The sequence below is a fragment of the Runella sp. R0.1_18 genome, assembly GCF_057652155.1.
On record NZ_JBYFCK010000006.1, the window covers coordinates 357,522 to 378,867 of the forward strand.

9 protein-coding genes are annotated in these 21,346 nt (G+C 44.9%); 6 read left to right on the top strand and 3 right to left on the bottom strand.

Annotated features, from left to right (window positions below; translation table 11 throughout):
• Window positions 1–129 precede the first annotated feature (129 nt).
• From AC23P2_RS13785 to AC23P2_RS13805, 5 genes are all read left to right on the top strand, one after another.
• Entirely contained in the window at window positions 130–612 is a 483-nt protein-coding gene (locus AC23P2_RS13785; protein WP_487773735.1) for a hypothetical protein, read from the top strand.
• Window positions 613–989: 377 nt separating this feature from the next.
• Window positions 990–1,823: a porin family protein gene (locus AC23P2_RS13790; RefSeq protein WP_487773736.1), complete on the top strand. Its 834-nt coding sequence runs from the start codon at window positions 990–992 to the stop codon at window positions 1,821–1,823.
• A gap of 37 nt (window positions 1,824–1,860) precedes the next feature.
• Window positions 1,861–3,750: a DUF8202 domain-containing protein gene (locus AC23P2_RS13795; protein ID WP_487773737.1), complete on the top strand. Its 1,890-nt coding sequence runs from the start codon at window positions 1,861–1,863 to the stop codon at window positions 3,748–3,750.
• Window positions 3,751–3,781: 31 nt separating this feature from the next.
• The gene (locus AC23P2_RS13800; RefSeq protein ID WP_487773738.1) at window positions 3,782–13,291 is read left to right on the top strand and encodes a SpvB/TcaC N-terminal domain-containing protein; all 9,510 of its coding nucleotides are present in this window, start codon (window positions 3,782–3,784) and stop codon (window positions 13,289–13,291) included.
• A gap of 34 nt (window positions 13,292–13,325) precedes the next feature.
• A complete protein-coding gene (locus AC23P2_RS13805) occupies window positions 13,326–14,444 on the top strand; it encodes an OmpA family protein (RefSeq protein WP_487773739.1) in 1,119 nt (372 codons plus the stop codon).
• Between the two features lie 66 nt (window positions 14,445–14,510).
• On the opposite strand, the gene AC23P2_RS13810 is transcribed toward AC23P2_RS13805, so the two are convergent.
• Window positions 14,511–17,132 carry an ABC transporter permease gene (locus AC23P2_RS13810; RefSeq protein ID WP_487773740.1) on the bottom strand — a complete coding sequence of 874 codons (2,622 nt, stop codon included), beginning with the start codon at window positions 17,130–17,132 and terminating at the stop codon, window positions 14,511–14,513.
• The gene (locus AC23P2_RS13815) at window positions 17,129–17,464 is read right to left on the bottom strand and encodes a PadR family transcriptional regulator (RefSeq protein ID WP_487773741.1); all 336 of its coding nucleotides are present in this window, start codon (window positions 17,462–17,464) and stop codon (window positions 17,129–17,131) included. Before AC23P2_RS13815 ends, AC23P2_RS13810 begins: the two co-directional genes overlap by 4 nt.
• Before the next feature lie 143 nt (window positions 17,465–17,607).
• Between AC23P2_RS13815 and AC23P2_RS13820 the strand changes: the two genes are divergently transcribed.
• On the top strand, window positions 17,608–18,483 hold the full coding sequence (locus AC23P2_RS13820) for an Rpn family recombination-promoting nuclease/putative transposase (protein ID WP_487773742.1): 876 nt from the start codon (window positions 17,608–17,610) through the stop codon (window positions 18,481–18,483).
• 294 nt (window positions 18,484–18,777) lie between these two features.
• Here the strand turns inward: AC23P2_RS13820 and AC23P2_RS13825 are convergent, their stop codons facing one another.
• Window positions 18,778–21,237: a DUF5686 and carboxypeptidase regulatory-like domain-containing protein gene (locus AC23P2_RS13825; RefSeq protein WP_487773743.1), complete on the bottom strand. Its 2,460-nt coding sequence runs from the start codon at window positions 21,235–21,237 to the stop codon at window positions 18,778–18,780.
• Window positions 21,238–21,346 lie beyond the last annotated feature (109 nt).

A 21,346-nucleotide genomic window follows, 5' to 3' on the forward strand; every position in this document is an offset into this window, starting at 1 on the left:
GGGAGTCGTAAGTTGCTGATTTTGAGGAGTAAAGGTAGCTGATATATGGCAACAACTTATTTTTGAGAAGGGGATTCCTGATAGACCGCAAAATACACTTAATTCGTTGTTTTAAAAAACTACACACTTATGAAAAAGCTCCTACCCGTTCTATGTTTATTCTTGCTATTTGGTTGTAGAAAGCAGGCAGATGTTCGTCCTTCCGAAATTTTTGAAATTTTGCCAAACCACTCCGTTGCCTTGTTGTCCAGAAGTGGCCAAAGCTCATTTTTGGCGTATCGTTTTGACAAGACGGGAAACAAGTATGTGGGGTATTATGAGAAAGATATGATAGGAGATTTGGCCTGTAATGATTGCGGAAACCCTTTTATTGCGTTTGAATTTGACCCGACCCTTTCAACCTTTTCTTACACGACCCCTTCGGATTTTGAAAATGCCCAAGCAATTAGTGGGATGACGAGTAGCTTCTTTGGGCCGTGGGCGAGCCGTATCGTTTCGAGAAAAATTGAGGGCAAAAAAATGGATAATAACACTTGGTACATAACCCTAAAAGTCAAACAGCAAGACCAACCAGAAGAAACAATGCTGGATGGGTATTTTCGGGTAAAATAGGGGGGGATGAAATGCAAAAAAAATAACAACTCTTTAGGTGAAAAATATACTGATTTTCAGTAGGTTATTTCAATTTTCTTTTTTACCTTGTTTTACGATACCCTAGCTAAATGGAAAAATAAGCCTCTTCGCAGTTTTGCCCTTATTACCGTCGGATGTTTTATGTTCATTATCGGCACTTTCTACCGTAATAGTGGTAAGTTTTGTAGCTGGCACAATTCAATTCCAAGATATACGAGCTAAACGTATATCCTATACGGGAGCTATCAACGCCAAAAATCAACATAGAACTTTGACGACTGCTCAAAAAAAGCATTGTCGGAGTGGCGGGAAATAGAAAAAACAATTGTCGGTGTTTGAACAAACTACTCTCAACAATGAAAGCGCTAATTAGTACTTCCTATCCGTTACGCTGTTACTCAACGGCAGCGAAAACTACATGCTGTTTTTTTCTCCTCTTTTGCGGGTTTTTTGTACAGTTTTCTAAAGCTCAAACAGTGGACGGTTTGCGAGTTGGGCTTAAAGGAGGAGTGGTTTATTCGGGCATTGGTGCCTTACAAACAACCATATTGAGTGAGCCATTTTTTACAAATTATACCTTGAATAATAACCGAAAATGGGGATTTACGGGTGGATTTGGCATCAATTGGGAATTGAAAAATACCATTGCTTCGCTCAATTTGGACGTTTTATATTCCCAGCAAGGTACTGAATTGGCTTTCAACAATTTGGAGAAAGACTTCAACTATACCCTGCAATTCAACTACCGTTACCTTAACTTCCCGCTGATGTTGAAGCTGTATCCGTTTGAAAAAGTACACGATGGATTGCATGGGTTTAATGTGGGAGTAGGTCCCCAATTGGGGCTAAATTTAACCCCCGAAAAAATCAATTACACATCGGGCGGGGCAGGAAAATTGCCCGCTTTTGGTAGCGACCTCGAACAACAACAGCAACTTCGAAATGTACTGAAAGGAAAAAACAATTTTGGGCTAAATTTCCAGCTTGGGTATGAATTTGTAGGGTGGGGACTCAACCTTGAAGCACGTTATCATTATGGCCTGACGGACATGGTTCGTACCGAAGCCAACGCGTATAATTTTATCGAAAATAAAAATACCAACAATACAATTCAATTTACTTTGGGCTGGGAGTTTTTGAGTAGCTATCCCAAAAAACGAGTTCTTCTCATCAAGAAACCAAGAAGCTAGTAGCGTCGATTCTGTCACAATCGTAACCATTACTCCTATGAACTCAGCTTCTATTAAAGCCTTTTTTTTCGTTGTCTTTTGTTGGGGAGCCTCAACGTCGTTTTCCCAAAATCAGCCAACACCTTCGCCTGGAGGGGTAGCTGGAGTCATTCGATGGTGGATGGCAGACAGTACTAACGCCGAGCGGCTCAATTTCCACCCTGCTAGGCGGCTTACTACCTCCAATGGCCTTTCAATCCCATTAGGGAAGGCTAAATTGCCAAGCACCACTTTTTTTACGGTATATCAGACAAAAGAACGACAAAAAGACCAACTGATTTGGAGCATTGATAAAAATCAGAAAACAAGCCTTGTCCTGACCAACGAACGCATGGCTGATTTGGAAGCGATGAGATACATGAATTTTACGGATTTGGCGCCTACTATGCCAAAAATTGCTATTTATGGGCAATTAAAATCCGTCGATAGTAGTGAAGTAGCTGAGCAGACATGGAACATCGGCAATCTACCTACTTACCCTGAGTTGCCCGTCAGCGTTTTTAACGGACTGGTGCCTGAACTGATTGCTTTTAACCGAGTTCTTGACCGTGAAGAACGATTAAAAGTAGCGTCTTATCTGGCACTAAAATACGGAATTACGCTCACTGAATCGAGCGGGAAGTACGTGAATAGTTTAGGTAAAACCCTTTGGAATGGGGAAGAATCCCCCATTTTTCACCACAACATTGCGGGTATTGGCCGTGACGATGCCTCGGGCTGGTGGCAGAAAATCGCTAGTAGTAGTCATTCTCCCAATTTGCTCACTATTTCGACGCCTTCCCCCCTCGACAATCACCAGTATTTGTTGTGGGGAGACAATGACCAAGCCTTCGTTTCTGCTCCCAAAACGATAGGAATGCCAACGTTTTTGAAAAGAAAAGGGCTTGTATCTTCTTTGGGCAAGAACTTGTGGGAGACGGAGGTTGTATGGGATACGAAACAGGTGTTTGCTGCCATTCCCCCAAATCCTGTGTTTTGGCTGGCGGTAGATACCACAGGAACGGGCGAGTTTGCGCCTTTGACAACCTGTTTTTTTAAAATGAAAAGCCTTGATAAGCAGGGTTTGGCTTATTTTAATACGACTTGGAAAATGAATAAGTTACAAAAAAATCACTTTTCTTTTGTCGTAGCGCAAGACCTGCTCGTAACCACTAAAGTAACAACTCCGAGCTGTTCACAACCCGATTTGGGGCAGTTTGAGGTGCGTATTTTTGGGGGGCAGCCACCTTATTCTCTCACAATTTTTAATAAATCGACTGGATTTGTGACCCATCGTCAGCAGTCAGAAGTGCTTTCGACTGCACAATTCGGCGGTCTTTTTGCGGGCCATTATGTCCTCAACGTAACGGACGCGTTGCAGCAAATGTACGTTGATTCGTTTTGGGTCAACCCCGCCGAAGCGCCGTTACCGCTGGGTTTGTCTGATACCTACTATTTGGTGGAAGGTGCTGCGCCCGTTCGAGTCAACGCGGCTGAAAATATGCCCGCTGGGATAACGTATCGCTGGCGAAGTCCCGATAAGATAGAGTCGCAATTGCCTGAAATTGAGTTGAATCAACAAGGTATTTATACACTTATTACGACTCAAAATGGCTGTAGTTCAACCCGAGAAATCCAAGTAGATGGCCCACAAATCAGCGTATTTCATTCGGAAATAGTGTATCCTAATCCTTCCAGCGGAAGGTTTACAATCAAAGTGAGGTTGCATCAACCTGCTCCCGTTCATGTGTCTATTTTCTCAGCAGAAGGAAAGCAAGTACTTACCGATGAGGCTTTCGGGGCTGACCAGTACCTGTTTAGTGAACAGCTAACCACGCATGGCCTTTATCTAATTGTGTTGCAGTCGGGCACGTCAGTGACAACCCATAAACTATTTATCGTTCGATAAAATGAAAAATGCGCACCAATTAATCCACCTTTTGAAAACCCTAAGACCCATTCGATGGGTGTCTGTTTTTGCCAAAGGAGGGGTGGCCGTTGCCTCGCTTGTTGTTTTGTTTGCGTTTTATGGTTCAAAAATTAAAACAACCAACGTTTTTGAAACGGAGGGATTCCCCACTACTAAAACGCTTTCGGTGGTAAGTGTACCTGTTTCAAAGCCAGTAAGATATGGATTCGATGCAGATATTGCCTATGGTTGCATTGGGACGACGGACAAAAAATCAATTGATAGTCCTTTCGATAATGTATTTCACGTACAAATTCCTGAGCTGCCTGGTACTGACTTTCAAGCATTTTTGGCGTATGACCTGTACGGTGTAAGCACCCACGAGTCTGTTGCACGAAGCATCAATGAATCGCAGGCGATTGGGGCGCATTTTGTGCAGCTCAATAAGGCGTGGCGTAGCCAACAAGAGACCATCCCCTTGACACTTTTGCATTCTGGCGACAATGTCATTCGTTTTTCGTTGCCTTTGGGGGCGAATTATCATTACGAAGTTAAACAAGTACGCATCGTTTTTAAGCACCAGCCAAAGGGAAAGGACGCGATTGTTCTCAACCAACCCGATAGCGTTTTTTATGGACAAAACGCATACATCAAAGGAATAATCCGCCTTCCTCAATCGCAAAAAGGGGGCTCGAAAGAACCTGTTTTGTTGACCTGCGGTGGCCAACGCATCCCTGTATATCGTGGTGAATTTGAAGCGTTGCTTACCAACCCTGGCAAGACATCGTTTAGCACATCGTTGCAAGCCACCTTTCCCAATGGTGAAGTCTTTACCAAGGACATTGTCTTTATTCGCTCTGAAAAAGCCGATCAAGTTTACAAGCCTGAGGCGAGGAAAGGAGAAAGTTTGGGGCGTTTTGACCGTGAAAAAGGGCTGAATTTAACCTTGGGTACGACCGCGATTTCAAACGGCGCGTCGATTCAGCTTCCTGCTTTTGCTTTGCCCCAAAGTAAAACAATTTCAATCACTGCCCTACGCGCAATCGACTTGCCTGCGTTGAACGAAGACATGGTCAACGTAACAGCGGGGGCGGCAGGGTATCGTTTCTTGCCGCACGGAAGTCAATTTAGTAAAGCCGCCCAATTGAGTATTCCTTACGATAGTACGCTCATTCCTGAAGGCTACACGGCCAGCGACATACGCACTTATTATTTTGATGAGCAAACCCGCAAGTGGTTTGTTCTACCGTTAGATTCGATGGCGATGCCCTCAAACGTAGTTTTGTCTCATACATTGCATTTTACGGACATGATTAATGGCATTATAAAAGTGCCCGAATCCCCCGAAACGCAAGGCTATGCGCCTACGACCATTAAAGATTTTAAACCTGCCGACCCTTCGACGGGTATTGAAATGATAGCGCCGCCCACGGCAAATAACATGGGCAATGCGGCGTTGGATTTTGGTCTAAAACTCCCTGTGGGGCGGCAAGGAATGCAGCCAGAACTAAGCATCCGCTACAACAATGGTGGGGGCAATGGCTGGTTGGGGTTAGGCTGGGATTTGTCTATACCTTCCATAAACCTAGATACTCGTTGGGGTGTGCCGAGGTACGATGCACAATGGGAGACCGAAACGTATCAGTTGGAAGGGGGACAATTGGCGCCCACGGCTCACCGAGCTACGTTGGAAAAACGCGGCACTGAAAAAGAATTTTTTCCACGAGTGGAGGGGAAATTTGATAAAATCGTCCGTCATGGTTCGCATCCGTCGAATTATTGGTGGGAAGTTACCAATAAGAACGGGGTTAAAAATTTTTACGGAGGTTTACCTGAGAAAGGCGTAGTGGACGAGGCCGTTCTCAAAGATACACTAGGAAACATAGCCTATTGGGCGTTGGTACAAACGCGCGACTTGGACGATAACCGAGTACAATATACCTACGTCAATGTAAAAGACCCAGGGGTAGTAGGTGGTAGGCTGGGTCAACAACTGTACATTGATAAAATTAATTATACGAACAAAGCTTCCACCGAAGGGCCTTATACGGTGACGTTTACGAGAGACCGACAATTGAGGGAGCCACAGCGGAAAGATGTTAGTATTGATGCCCGTTATGGTTTTAAAATGGTCACGGCCGATTTGCTCCGAAAAGTTACGATAACATTTACAAATCAGCTTGTTCGTACTTACGATTTGAAATACAAAGAAGGGGCTTTTTACAAAACATTGTTGGAAAGCGTGACCGAACTAGATGATGCAGGAAAGGAGTTTTATACGCATCGTTTCGATTATTACGATGATGTTCTTGCGTCCTCAGGTTACGCTCCGTTGGGCGAATTGACAAAATGGAAAGTAGAGAATGATGGTGCGAAAGGTGGTATCATCAATCCCATTCCAGGGTTTAATGACCAGAGTTCGGTGCTGAGTACCGAAAAATCTAACAGCTTTGGGGCAGGGTTGGCCCTCACCGTGGGGTTTATTGGCGATGGCTGGACCAAGCAGTTTACGGTGGGAGGAAGTTTTGAGTTTGACTACACGGGCAACGAAGGGGTGGTAAGCATGACGGACATCAATGGTGATGGTCTTCCTGACAAAATCATTAAACTAGGGAATCGGCTGTTTTATCGGGCCAATCTAAAAAATGCCAATACTTTTGGAGGTTTAAAGCCCATCAGTGGCGTCAACGATTTTAGTGCCAGCAACGCGCTTTCGTTCTCATTGGGTTTACAAATTGTCCCGCCTTTGGGCTTTTTTGGGTATAATTATACCAATACCACCACCACGACCACCACCTACCTGTCTGATTTTAACGGAGATGGTTTGATAGACATTGCTTCTGACGGACAGGTTTTTTTCAACCACCTCGACCCGCAGGGGGAGCCTATCTTTGAACGAACGAGTACCCGTACTCCCAATCCGCTTTTTTTGGGGGGAACGGTGGATAAAACTTTTTTTGCCCCAGATACGGCCTTGCAACACCGCCAAGAAAAAGAGTTTCCCTTACAGGACATCATACGCTTTTGGACGGCACCTTTCGACGGAGCAGTTCGTATTTCAGGCCCCATTCAATTGCTGAAAGCAGCGGACAGCCTTCGGTCAAAAAAAGAAGATGGGGTAAGGGTGAGTATTCAGGTACGAGACGGAATCGTGTGGAGCGATGCCATTGGCGCGGGAAACTTTACCCCTAAAATTCCGACAGGAGTGAATAATATAAGGGTAAAAAAAGGCGATCGAGTCTATTTTAGGGTACAGTCGGTATATAATGGGGAAAACGACGAAGTGGCGTGGGATCCCATCATTGACTACGTGAGCGCGGTTTCACCCGTGCTGGATGTCAACAAAAAAGATATGCGGCACTACCAAGCCTCCGAAGACTTTATCCTCAGTGCCATTCAGCCGTTAGGGATTCCTGCTTCGGGAACTTTAAAAATTTCGGGTGATTTTTTCAAGTCAATTACCTCGGATACTGTCATTGTTCGAATCGTTCGGAAGGATTCGCTGGGGGGTATTTCTATCCCTTTTCAGAAAGTATTTGCAGGGAATACCAACGCCAGTGGCCTGCTGAAAGATACCGTACTAAATGTAACGGCCAAAGACTTGTTACGGTTTGAAATATATGCCGATTCGTACATTGACCGAACGGCAGTGCGTTGGTCGCCAAACTATGAATTAACGTTTGTGGATGTTTCGACGCGCCAGCCTGTGACACAAAAAGGGGGGATAGTGCCAGAAAATAACAATTATACCACTTGGTTTTCACCTACCCCCGTCGTCGAAAAAAACACCTCGGATACAGTTCGTTTGTATCCGTTGGTTTCTCTCAAGGCCGACAGTAGTGGAACCGTTGTTTTTACCATCAAAAGCCCTAATGCGGTGATAGCCAAGCGAATCGTTGAGGTGAAAAGCGGGAAGGTCGCGGGGGCGGTTGATACGCTATCGCTCATTTTGCCCGCCCAAACCCCCATTTTTGTTGAATATCACGTACCCAACGTGGGTTTTGCCAAAGCCATGCAACAAATTGGCTATGGTAGCAAAATAGATACGCTCGTAAGTGACTCTACAGGAAAACACCGCAAAGTACTGCATAAGGTGCTGCCAGCAGGAATATATACCAATTCGGACGATGAGTTAAGCCCGCTTTTTCGCGGATGGGGACAGTTTTCGTTCGCGGGCGACAAAGGCAATGGCCCTTTGGATGAGTCAAAATTGAATTTCAACGAACTGAAAAATATTGATTACAAAAAAATACTCGCCGACACAGTCAGCTACCGAAAAGACCCCAATTCCCTTAAAAGTGTGCAAAGCCCTACTAATTCGGATTTTGGCCCGCTGTACGGCAATGCGACAAAAAACGCGTGGATAGGGCGCGATAGTTCGGTATTTGTGTCAAAAACGACCATGAGTAGCTCCCGTTTGTGGAAGCACGATGTGACCGTAGATAGCCTGATGTTGGGCGCTGGGGCGTCGTTGACGGCGGTTTCCAAAATCGAACGAAGTGATGTCAATAGCCTTGCGGGGGGATTTGTGATTTCGGGTAGCTATTCCAAGGCCTCAACGACCAATGTGCTCGACATGATGGACATGAACGGGGACGATTATCCCGATGTTTTGCACGTCAATGATGTACAGTTTACTTTGCCAAATGGAGGGCTAGAATCGAAGGGACGACCCAATGCACTGTTGCCCACCAACACCTCCGCCAACTCATTTGGGCTTAGTTTGGGCGGAAAGTTTCCCAAAGCTTCGGCTTCTAACAAACGTAGTGGAAGCGGTGCTAAAAATAATAAAACGGCCTCCAATTCCCGAAGTGAACATAATTCAGCAAATACCTCTATTGGTCTTTCGGGAAGTGTGGGCTACAACGAACAATCAGGCACGGCGGCTTGGATTGATATGAATGGCGATGGTTTGCCCGATAAAGTGTATAAAAATGGCGAAGTAGCCCTAAACCTCGGGTATTCGTTTGCGACTCCCGAGCGCTGGAATTTTGAAAATATCGAAGAAAGTAAATCTACTAGCTTTGGGGCGGGAATTGGGGTAAACCTCTTTTCGGGAACCATTGAAGCGGGCATTGGAATGTCGCGCAGTGACGATAATACCCAACTGACCTTCCAAGACATCAACGGCGATGGCTTACCCGACCGAATTACCTCGACCAATCCACTGACGGTTCAATTGAATATGGGCAACCGCTTTGGCCCCCCGCTGCTGTGGAAAGGAGCGACAAGTCTCAATAAAACTGTTTCCGTTGGGGAGTCCATCAACGCCGCCCTGACCATTGCCATCAACATTATCATCATAAAAATTTGTATTAACCCTTCTTTTAATGTTGGTCACGGTGTTTCGGGACAAATGGATCAGTTGCTGGACGTTAATGGCGATGGTTACCTCGACGTGGTACATTCCGAAAACGAAGGAGATTTGTCGGTGCGTAGTTCTACCATTGGGCGTACCAATATGCTACGGCGCGTTCAACGGCCTTTAGGTTCTTATTTTTCAATGAATTACGAACGCTTGGGCAATACCTACGAAATGTCGTCCCAAAGCGTGTGGGCGTTGAGTAGCTTAGAAGTGTACGATGGTGTAGCGGGCGACGGGATAGATACCCTGCGTAGTCGGTTTCGTTATGCCAACGGACGTTATGATCGCCGTGAAAGAGAGTTTTACGGTTTTGCAAATGTCGTTACTGAAGAGCTAAATACCGCCAACAACAATGCGGTGTACCGTACTTCTGAGGAAGTTTTTTTGAACCAAAACTATTACCTAAAAGGGTTGCTCAAAAACGAAATCTTGCGCGACGCTGCGGGTAATAAATTCAATGAAAGTAGTAACACCTATGAGTTAAGAGCCGTGCGCGACAGCGTGTTTTTTCCTGCCCTGATTCGAAACGATAAATGGATATACGAAGGAAAGGCCGTAGCAGGTGCGAGTACGTTTATGCAGTACGATTATGATTCTTTTGGAAACATCAGCAAGCTCATTGATGCGGGCAATGGCACGCCCCAAGACTTGCTCACTGCCAAGGTTTCGTACCATAACAACGAGGTTACTTACCTCAAAAACATTCCTGCGGAGGTAGTTGTGACAACGGTTGAAGGAACCAAAAGAAGACGAGTTACCGCCATAGATAGCAAAGGGCATCTCACCCAAGTGCGAGCGTTTCTAGCCGATGGAACTTCGGCCAATTATGACCTTGAATACGACGAATACGGTAATTTGAGTAAACTTTTACGTCCCGCCAATTACCGAGGACAACGCATGTTTTATCAATATGCCTACGACAACGTAACGCACAGCTACCCCGTAAAAACCACTGACGCTTATGGCTATAGCAGTACGGCGGAGTATGAATACCGTTTTGGAAATAAAATACAAAGCAACAGTATTCAAAACCAACCAATTCGATTCGGAATCGACAACCGAGGACGTATTAGTACCATTACGGGGCCTTATGAATTGGCCGAGGGCAAAGCATACACCTTGGCCTTTGAGTACCATCCCGAGGCCAGCACCCCGTACGCCATTACCCGTTACTACGACCCTGAATACGACAGCTCCATCGACATTGTGACTTTTATGGATGGTTTGGGGAGAGAAATTGAGACCAAAAAAATGGGGGCACTTTTTAGAGGTAAAAACCTCGCCGATGAATTAAAAATGATTGTATCGGGGGGCGATATATACGATGCTTTCGGACGGGTTGTCAAGAAGTATTACCCTACGACAGAGGCGCTGGGCGCTGAAAATGCCAAGTTATCAACCACGGTTGGAAACCTCCTCGAATCAGTCAGTTATGACATCACCGACCGAGTGGTGCGGCGAGAATTGGCCGATGGTACGGTTGAAACTATGAGCTACTCGGTACTTAATAATCAGCTCATTACCGAAAGCAAGGATGGGCTGGGGAATAAAATTGAAAAATTGGACGATGTAAGAGGGCGTCAAGTCCAAGTAAGGCAGTATGGAGGCCCCGATGGAACGATTGTTACCAATTATTTCTACAATGCCCTGAGTGAATTGTTGCGGGTAGAAGACCACCTTAAAAATAACATTGTTAATACTTATGACAACCTAGGACGTCGTCTTAGCACTTTGCATCCTGATGCGGGTTTAACCGAATTTAGCTACGATTTGGCTGGGAACTTATTACAAAAAACAAGCGCCCAACTTCGAAAAGCAATTGCAAAAGGAGGGGCTATCAAGTACGGTTACGATTACGAACGCATTGTGGACATCGATTATCCCATTTATTACCAAAACAAAGTAAGTTATAGCTACGGCGCTCCCAACTCGGGCAATCGAGCGGGGCGGATGACGCTGGTAAAAGACGCCAGCGGTGGGCGAGAGCTTTTCTATGGAAAATTAGGCGAAGTCACCAAAGAGATTCGGACGGTGTTGGTCAATGAAGTTTTTTATACTACCTACGTCAGCGAGCAAGAATATGACACTTGGAATCGCCTCAAAAAAATGACTTACCCCGACGGTGAAGTGGTTAATTATCACTACAATCGGGCAGGTAGCTTGTACAGTATCGATGGACAAAAGACGGGGAATGCGTATTCGTACGTCAGCAAAATAGGCTACGATGAATACGAAGCCAAAGTGTATATGAAGTACGGCAATGGCACCGAAATGAATTATACCTTTGATGAGCAGCGTCGCCGCCTTAAAGGCTTGCAAACCACGGCAGCAAGTGGTCGTTTGATGCTGAACAACAGCTATACCTACGATGCCGTCAGTAACATCACAGGGATTATTAACAACAGCCCACCTCAACAAGGAAAACTTGGAGGAAAAGCCAGTCAAAAATACAGCTACGACAATTTGTACCGACTCGTCGCCGCCACGGGGCAGTACGAAAGCAGCAAAGACACGGCGTCCTATATGTTGGGAATGGCCTACGATAATTTGTCGAACATCCTCCGCAAAAAATTAACAAAACGCGACACGTCGGGAAATTACGAATATAACTACCAATACGGTGGCACTGCTCCCCACCAACCCACTCAGATTGGCAACAAAAAAAGCTTGTATAACCTCAACGGAAACCTCACGGCTTTCGGTAGTGCCGAGTATTTTTGGGACGAAGACAATCGCTTAATGGCCATCCTCGACAGCGGCCTACTCAGCGAATACACCTACGATGCGGCGGGCGAGAGGGCGATAAAAAGCAGTGGCGGAGTGCAAGGGACTTGGCTCAACGGCGCTGCGGCGGGCACCATCAACCACCGCGACAATTATACGGTTTATGTAAGTCCGTATTTGGTATGTAGAAGGACGGGTTTTACCAAACACATTTACGTCGAAACTGAGCGGATTGTTTCCAAAATTGGTACGGGAAATTTTACCAATATTTCTTTTCCTCAATCGGCACTGACGGCAGGGGGAGTCAATTACATTCAGCGAGCTGCGCAGTTGAAACAAGACCGGGTCAATTATTATGCTACTTTGGGGGTTAGCCCTGGCCCACCGACCCAAAAATTGTTTTATGCCGAACCCCAAAACAGTGGTATTGCACCGCCCGTGTTGGTGGACAGTACCGCAGGGAACATCCCTGCTGGGTGGCCAGGCAATACCACCAAACCAACCAACGGCCCACCCATTTATGTCAGTCCGATTCCGAGTAATGACTCTGTAAAGGCAGGGTATGGGTTTCGGGGAACGGGACACATAGCAGAGCTCAACCAATATTTTTACCACGGAGACCATTTAGGAAGTACTTCCTACGTAAGCAACGTGCTAGGAGAAGCCGTTCAACACGTAGAGTATTCGGCGTTTGGAGAAACGTTTTTTGAAGAACGTAACAGTTCCGATGCAACCCCCTATTTGTACAATGCCAAAGAACGAGATGCCGAAACGGGATTGTATTATTACGGAGCGAGGTATTATGATGCTACAAGTTCAATGTGGTTATCAGTTGACCCGCCGATTTTTGGGGAGTATCTGGACGGTAATCGTAATGAGGGCGTATTTAATCCCCACAATTTAGAAGTATATGGGTATGTATATCAACGACCCATCATACTAACAGACCCCGATGGAAATGCCCCAGGAGATAAACCAAGTGGGCTTAGACAAAGGTCAGGCCCTCATGTAAAGCGAATGGCCAAACAACCCCAATCGGCAAGTTCTACTCCTCCCAAAGTGGGCAGATCTTGGTGGGCAACACATGATGCAGAAACAGCTCACGGATGGACTCCTTGGTCTGGTGAGCGTTTTAACTTGAAAAAAATGATACCATGGCTTTCTTCTGCTTCTCAGCTTTTAACAGGCTTTGATCCTATTGCACTTACCAATGCTTCAAAAGAGGCTAATGCACATCGAGCACGTGCAAATGCAGAACGTAAGAATGGAGAATTTATGAACGCTGCTATATCATTGACTCAAGCTGAAGTAGCGTTAACTCAAGCTGCTACAGCTACTCCTCTGGGGCATCATATAGTCAAGATTACTGGAGCAGGAGATGCGATATGGTATGCAGGAAAAAAAACAAATTTAGAGTTACAGCAAAAGAAAAAGAAAGTAAAAGCCGAATGATGGCTTTTACTTTCTTATAACAAAAACACCTATTATGAAGAATAACCACCCTAGTATATTCTCCCTGCTCTTCATCCTCTTGAGCATCCAGCAAGTCCATGCCCAAAAGGACAGCCTCTTGCTCAAAATCTATTTTTCGGAGGGGAAATTTGGGCTGAGTCCTGCGGCTAAAACGTTGCTTAAAGACTTTGCCGTGCAGCACAAAAACCAGTCACACATCAACATCGTTGGGCGCGGCGACCGCCACGGTTCCGATGCCCTCAACGACAGCCTGTCGCTCAAACGCGCACTGGCGGTAAAGAGTTTTTTAATGGCCAACGGCTTCGCTCGCGTAAACATTCATGCCATCATTGGCTATGGTCGTCGCAATCCTGTCGAACGAACGAAGCCCTATATTGATGCCGAAAATCGCGTTGTGTGGATTACAGTTTATGCGCAAGAAGACACTGCAAAAAAAATAAAAACGGTGATTGTATATCGTGACTCGCTTCCGTCCAAACCCGCCATTAAAACAGTTTCAATCAGAGATACCCTCATTCAACTGTTGCCCCCTTTTCCTTTGGCCTATTTGGTGGGCAACCGAAAACCGCTAAAGGGCGATACGCTACACATTGATACGACGATGTGGCAGGTAAAAACGACCCTGTTCATCACCCGTAAAATTTATGTAGCCAATGATACTACCCACGTTTTTTACACCAAAGGAGTGAAAGAAATACCTGAAAAAACCAAGGGAACGGCCATTGCTCGGGCTTTCTTAGACAGCTTGCAAAACAGTGGAGTGGGCGATGCAATCATCATTCGACGGCTGAGTTTTGAGTTTGGCTACCACCTCATGCCCACCACCAACCTGGCAGCATTGGAAGCGGTGGCAACTGCGCTTAAAACCCATCCTGATCTTAAATTGGAAATTCGTGGGCACGTTTGTTGTGGCGATTTGGGGCAAGATGTATATGACAAACAAACAAGTCAGTACGATCTTTCTATCAATCGTGCCAAAGAAGTGTATGAGTTTTTGGTTGCAAATGGTTCCGATAAAACCCGCCTATCGTATGCAGGATACGGCATGAAGCAACCGATGGTGTATCCTGAAAACAGTAAAAACGACCAGTATCGAAATCGCCGAATTGAGTTTGTGATTTTGAACAAATGAAAAACCTTGGGTTCGACCAGTGAGTGTTGTGCTCAAAAGCAAAGCCTTCGAGCACAACACAAATCACTACTCATTCTTCAGCACATTCGCAGGATTGGTGCGGGCGGCTTTTAGAGTTTGAGAGCCAATAAGGACAATCGCTAGCGTCAAAACTGACCAAAAACCGACCGTTAATTCCCAAAAATGGATGGGCTGGTGGTAGGCAAATTGGGTAAGTACCAATTTGTCAAACAACAAATACGTGCTAGGCAGAGCAATGGCCGCCGAAAGTACCAACAACCCCAAAAATCCTTTGCTAAGAAAATAAACCAACGAAGGTTCATTGGCACCCAGCACTTTACGAATGCTGATTTCTTTGAGTTTGGTTTCGGTCGTAAACACGACCATCCCAAACAAGCCTAACGAAGCAATGCAAACGGCTAAAAAGGCCAGAAACCCAATAACCTTCACGATAACCGAAAATTGGCGGTAGGCTTCTTCGATTTGATCGTCGTAAAAATGGGCATCCAAAGGATGAACCTTGTCAATGCGCTTCCACACGGCTTCAATTTGCGCCATGGTGGCGGGCAAGTCTTTGGCGTTGATTTTGAGGTTAAGGTTGCCTTCGTTGGGGGAATAAAAAAACACAAAAGGCTCAATGCGGTGTTCTACCGTTCGGTAATGAAAGTCCTTAACCACTCCAATAATGGTAAACTTTTTCCCATCTAGGGTTTTGATTTGTTCTCCGATGGCCTTGGTCGGATGACCGCCGCCGATGTTGAATCGTTTTATGACTTGCTCATTTACAATGACATCTGAGCTTTCTTCGCTTTTAGCCCGTGGCCTAAAATGTTGTCCCGCAAGCAGTCGATGCCCGTGTAAGGGCAAATAGCGTTCGTCCACGTAGTTTTGGGCGATGTTGGAAGAGTCGTCAGGCTGTTTATACTTGATCATGGTGCCATACACGCTTCCTAGGCTTGTGACGATTCGAGAGGTGGAAATGTCAGTCAAGCTTGGGATTTCGGCCAATTCTTTGCGAAGAGTTTCACTTTTATTGCCTTGTAGATTGATATTCAGGATGTTTTCGGTAGAAAATCCAAGGTCAAAAACGATAAAATGTTTGTATTGATGATAACCAAGGATAGTGGTAGTGATGAAAATCAGGGAGAACGTATATTGAACAACGATAAGCGCTTTGCGGAGGTTAACGCGGCGGAAAAGAGGCATTGAAGAAGCATCTTTTAATACCTGTATGGCTTTGATACGGGCAAAAAATAACGCAGGTAAGAAACCCGCAGCAATGCCCACCAAGGCCGATAAACCGATAAAATAGAAGATGATTTTGGGCGAAAGCTCTAGTGAAACAATTTCGGTAAGCTGAGGGGCTAGACCTAAAAACTGTGCCCGTAGCACCAGAAAAAGTAAAAAGGCCAACAGCAGCGCCATCAGAGAAATAAGCACCGACTCAGTAATAAATTGGAGCAGTACGTGTTCCTTAAATGCTCCAATGATTTTGCGCACGCCCACCTCCCGTGCTCGGCGAAGCGACCGCGCGATGGAGAGATTGGTGTAATTGAAACAGGCCGATAAAATGACAACCAGCACCAAGCCTGCCAGTATCCAGATGGTTATTTGGTTCATGGTGGGGCCAATGGCATTTTCTAAGCGGTTGCCAATCGTAATGCTGTTTAAGGATTGGGGACTCAACTGAATTTGTTGATTTTTAAGTTGTTTGTTTTCCGACAAACAAAGCTTATCGAGGTTTGCTTGCAGGGTTTCAAGCGAGCTGTTTTCGGGTAGTACTACGTAAGTATAATTTGAAAAAACGTTGCCCCAACTCATAAAACCACCGTCAAAATCGGGTTTTTGGAGTTCGATACTGGCGAAAGAAACCAAGGCTTCAAAACGTAAGTGAGACAGTTTGGGAATGTCTTTCATAACCCCCGTGATGGTGTATTCGGTGGTATCAAATCGAATACTTTTGCCCAGCACGTCGGTGTCCCCAAACAGTTTTTGGGCCGTTTTTTCGGGCAAAACAATCGTGTAGGGGTTTTTTAACGCGGTGGAAGGATTTCCAGAAAGTAACGGAAAGGTAAACACCTTAAAAAAGGACGCATCCGCCCACAAGCCACTGAGGGGAAGTGTTGTTTCGTTGACTTTGGCATCCCCGCCGAAGCCACGCCGTAATAACGTCACTTGCTCCACGTTGGGGAAAGTTTCTTGAATTTTTTTGCCCGCCAACACCGACCCCGAGGCGAGTTCAATGGAGGGTTGTCCCGTGGGTTGGAGTGAGGTGTTGATGCGGTAAATACGGCTCTTTTTTTCGTGAAAATCATCGTAAGAAAGCAAGTCACTCAAAAAAGAAATCATCAATAATCCCACCGACATACTGATGGAAAGTCCGATAATGTTGATGGCTGAAAAGAGTTTGTTGCGAACCAAACTGCGTCGTGATGTTTTAAAATAGCTGTTAAACATGATGGTATGAGTAAAAAATGAATAAAAATTGGGCGCACGTAGGGTGTAAAGTCGGATAAACTTCAGGACGTCTATCCAATAAATAAAACGGGCGTAGCGAAGGCCACGGCGTTGAAGATTACGCTCAAAAAATTCGTAGAGGTCGCCTTGTAAATCTTCGGCGAGTTCGGGGCGACAATACCACTTCAAAAGTTGCTGTGCCCTGCGGGGAGGTTCGGGATGGAGACTCATACTGCACCGCCAAGGTTGAGGTCGGGGATGATTCGCCAAAGTCCTTCGCGAACTTCACGGGCGTTGACCAGTGCCATTTTTCCCGCTTGGGTTACTTCGTAGTAGCGTTTACGTTTTCCGCCGCGTGCATTGGTAGCTTCTCCCAAAAAACTTTTAGCTAAGCCCTTTTCTTCCAGTCGATTAAGAACAGCATGGACAACGCCTAATTTGGCGGCCCTGCCCGTATGTTTCTCCAATTCGTCGCAAATCGCTACACTGTAAGCATCGCTAACAAGTGCTGCAATTGTGAGTAAAACCAATTCCTCAAACTCCCCCAAATTTGTTCCTTTCATTGACTGTTTCTATTTATTCTGTAAATGTATGTAAAATAGGTTTTATAAATTCATTATTTGTATGTAAAATATTTTTCTGCCCAGAAATATCCTAAACTTTAGAATTTAAAAAGCGTAACTTTGCAATCTAAATGAAGAAATCAATGACATTCAAAGAAAAATACATTAATCCGTTTACTGATTTTGGATTTAAGAAGCTCTTTGGCACTGAGCCAAATAAAGACTTATTAATAAACTTTTTAAATGAAGTCATTCTGCCTCAACAAAAGAAAGTAGCTGATTTGAGTTACCGTAGGAACGAGCATATAGGGCATACAGAAATGGATCGAAAAGCTATTTTTGATTTGTATTGCGTAAGCCCAAGTGGAGAACGGTTTATTGTGGAAATGCAAAAAGCCAAGCAAAATTATTTTAAGGATAGAAGTGTTTTTTATTCCACATTTCCCATTCAAGAACAAGCTCAAGCAGGGGACTGGAATTATAGACTTTCGGCGGTCTATACCGTAGGAATTTTAGATTTTACCTTTAATGATGATGATTCTAAGGGTAATTTGATCAAAGAAGTACGGCATGAGGTGCAATTGAAAAACCAAAAGGGAGATGTATTTTATGATAAATTGACTTTTGTTTATCTTGAAATGCCACATTTTAACAAGTCGGAAGATGAGTTAGAAACGGCCTATGATAAATGGCTCTTTGTGCTGAAACATTTGCCGAACCTAACAGAAAGGCCACAAAAACTCCAAGATCGGATATTTCAACGTCTATTCGAGGCAGCAGAAATAGCTAAATTTAGTCATGAAGAGAAAGAGCAATACGAGGAAAGCTTAAAATCGTATAGAGATCTCAAGAACGTTATTGATACTGCCTTTGACGAAGGTGAAGCTAAAGGTAAGGAAGAACGAGCCACCGAAATAGCTTCTAATATGTTAAAAAAGGGGCTTCCTATTGATTTGGTAGGTGAGATAACAGAGTTACCATTGGAGTTGATTGCAAGATTGAAAGAAAATTTGCTATAGTTTGCCTTCTGCCAAATTTTGTACTTTCATTATTTGTATGTAAAATATTTTTTTAACACATAGGACACATTAGTACTGTAGTCGAAGATTTTTATTTTATCTACCTTTTATCCGTGTGAACCTGTTCTATCCGTGTTATCCGTGTGCCATTATTGACGATTTGAGCACACGGACGATACGGATTAGACACGGATTTTATGGATTTAAAAAATACTCGGGCGGAGTAACACATTAGAATTTTCATATAGAGCACGAGTTTATGTGAAAACTCTAAGTGAACTATGTGTTTTCAATTTAGAAACTCCACGTATTTTTAGCGGCATTATAAGGCTCAATCGAGAATTTGATGCCGTTGCTCACCCCAAAAGTGTTGGATTGACCGATGACATAATACGCACCTAAGCGTATCCGCTCCCGACCGATTTTGAAGATGCGATTTAACCCAAAATACAATTCCGAATACTGAAATTTCCGTTCGGGGACGTACAAAAAGCCACCTCCTGCCATTTCGCGGATTTTGGTTTTATTTAAAAATGGGATTTTACTGGTCAGAAAACCGTTGAACTGATGTACATAATGCGTCTCTAAATGCCAATTAAATACAGGAAATGTCTGTGGGATAAGCTGATAGGTGTACATGGCAGGCGAGAAAAAATAGCGGTCGCCGCCCCGCATGTAGGAGTAGTCCATCACGGCTAGGCTCGTGGTATCCAAAAACTTACCCGCACTGATGCGATACTCCGACGTGCCGATGATTCCGACGTTGAACGTTTGGTGAATAGAGGCGGAGAGTTTGGTGTAAACGTTGGTATTTTTGCCCGAAACAGGCCAGGCACGGTCGATGCTCAGACTAAAAGTAGGGTAGTTAGATCCCAAAATGACTTTCTCGTTTGGCTCACGCAGGTAAAGTTGACGTGGCGTATAGTCGATACCGAAAACGGTTCGGTAAATGTGCGTCGTTGGGAAGGGTTGGGGTGTATTGTTACTAAAAATGCGGTCGCCGAGTGAGCTAAACTGGAAATTCGACAAGTCGCTACGGGTTTCGTAATAGGCTTGGGCGCTGAAGTAAAAGCCGTTGAAAAGCTCGGTTCGGTGGGTAAGATTGATGTACCGATTTCGGTAAAAGTTACTACGTCGGGCAATGTCGCTGATCGTTGCAGCTCCGTTGATGACGTTGAATCCTGAGCCCATCGACAGGCTAATGTTGGAGACCTTGAGAGGGTTATAAAAGTAGCTGACATTGACAAAACCAATGACATCTTTGTTTTTGAATCCATAGCCTAAGTTACTATTGAGCCATAGTTGTTTTCGATTTTCTTGACGTTTGTAAAAACCTGCTCCGTAGCGAACCCGCCACCCACCAATGGCCAACGGGTCAACCAGTCCTAAAACGGGGTCAAAGTGCCAAGTCATCTTTTTCTCTCGGTTGATGTGCCCCATACCCAGATAGACGACTTTGGGAATGGTGATGCGGTTAAAAACTTTATCAATCGAATCTAAGTATGCTTTAGAATTTACCAAGGCTTCTAATCGCTCTCGTTCTTTGATAAATTTCTGTTCATCTCGGGTCAACGGCTGCGGACGAATCTGTTCCCAAAAAGTTGTATCGCGTTTGTACGCCTCGGCGGTTGTTACACCCACCTCGTCCCCAAAAAAGCGCTTGGGCAGGGTTAAATCAAAAGCGTAATCGGACTGCAACACTTCGGTTTTACCTGCTTTCTTGGTGTTGCCTTCTTTTACTTTCCAATGGTACGTGACCCGCGTCGGCATCCAGCGCCCTTGCACAAGTTCAAACTGCTGTTTTACGCCAAACTCATCATAACGTAGTAGTCCGCGCTTGGTGATTTGAAGGTCAACGTTGCGTAAAACCCACTCGTCCTCAATGACTTCGATGGTGCCTTCGTAGAGCGCGTTGCCCAGCTCGCGAGGGATGACTTTTATTTGGTAGATTTTATGCGGGCCGTCGATGTAGTACTTCAACAGTTGAAAACGATAGCTCAAAAACGTCAGGTCGCTCAACGGAGAGGTAATTTCATTGTCACCAATTTTCGCGATTTTTTGGTGGTTTTGGTAAAGATTAAACTCCCCATCGGTCACCGACTTAAAAAACAGCGTACTTTGGTCGCCAATCCGCTTAACAGCTTCGCGCTCTTCTTTTTGTTGTCCTACCCGACTTTGGTGTCGGACTAACTGACATTCAAAGAGATTTAATTTGGGGATACTGTCGGTGAGCACAGGTTTTTTGAGTGCGTCTTCTACTTTGGCGGGCGTGTCATCGTCTTTTTTGGGAGCAACTTTTTTGGTTTCAAGTCGTTCAACGCTCTTGATATAGGCTTTGGCACGGTAGTTTTGATATTGATTCAGTAGCGAGTCTTTACGCTGGAGTACCTGCTTGATGACTTCGTACGAATAATCCTTTTTTTTGACCTTGACTACTACTTCATCGAGTTGCTTTTGGTCTATTTTTAGGTAAACGTTTTTGACCAGATTCTTGGCCGCTACTACTTCAAACACTTCGGTCTGGTAGCCCATCGACGACACCGAAATACGGTTGAGGCCCTCTAATAATTTGATTTGGTAGCGCCCATCTTTGTCGGTGATGGTCCCCGTACCTGCATTGACTACCCGCACCGTGACGCCAGGGATAGGCTCGTTGGATTCGGAGTACACAAACCCGCGTAGCTGGTAAAACTCTTGGGAAAAGGCTGGTACGACAACAAAAAGGCAGAATAAAATAAATAAAGGAGTTCTCAAGACGATGGTTGGTTTAAGGAATGGCTGTTGATTCTCTAACGAGTCAATAGGTATTTCTGTTATGTAGAGACATAAAAATTAGTCTAACACCACCCTCCCGAAAGTTCTA

Excerpts from the sequence above, each read along its gene's own strand:
- AC23P2_RS13805 (WP_487773739.1), top strand. The coding sequence starts at position 13,326 with ATGAAGAATAACCACCCTAGTATATTCTCCCTGCTCTTCATCCTCTTG.
- AC23P2_RS13795 (WP_487773737.1), top strand. The coding sequence starts at position 1,861 with ATGAACTCAGCTTCTATTAAAGCCTTTTTTTTCGTTGTCTTTTGTTGG.
- AC23P2_RS13815 (WP_487773741.1), bottom strand. The coding sequence starts at position 17,464 with ATGAAAGGAACAAATTTGGGGGAGTTTGAGGAATTGGTTTTACTCACA.
- AC23P2_RS13810 (WP_487773740.1), bottom strand. The coding sequence starts at position 17,132 with ATGAGTCTCCATCCCGAACCTCCCCGCAGGGCACAGCAACTTTTGAAG.
- AC23P2_RS13820 (WP_487773742.1), top strand. The coding sequence starts at position 17,608 with ATGACATTCAAAGAAAAATACATTAATCCGTTTACTGATTTTGGATTT.
- AC23P2_RS13790 (WP_487773736.1), top strand. The coding sequence starts at position 990 with ATGAAAGCGCTAATTAGTACTTCCTATCCGTTACGCTGTTACTCAACG.
- AC23P2_RS13785 (WP_487773735.1), top strand. The coding sequence starts at position 130 with ATGAAAAAGCTCCTACCCGTTCTATGTTTATTCTTGCTATTTGGTTGT.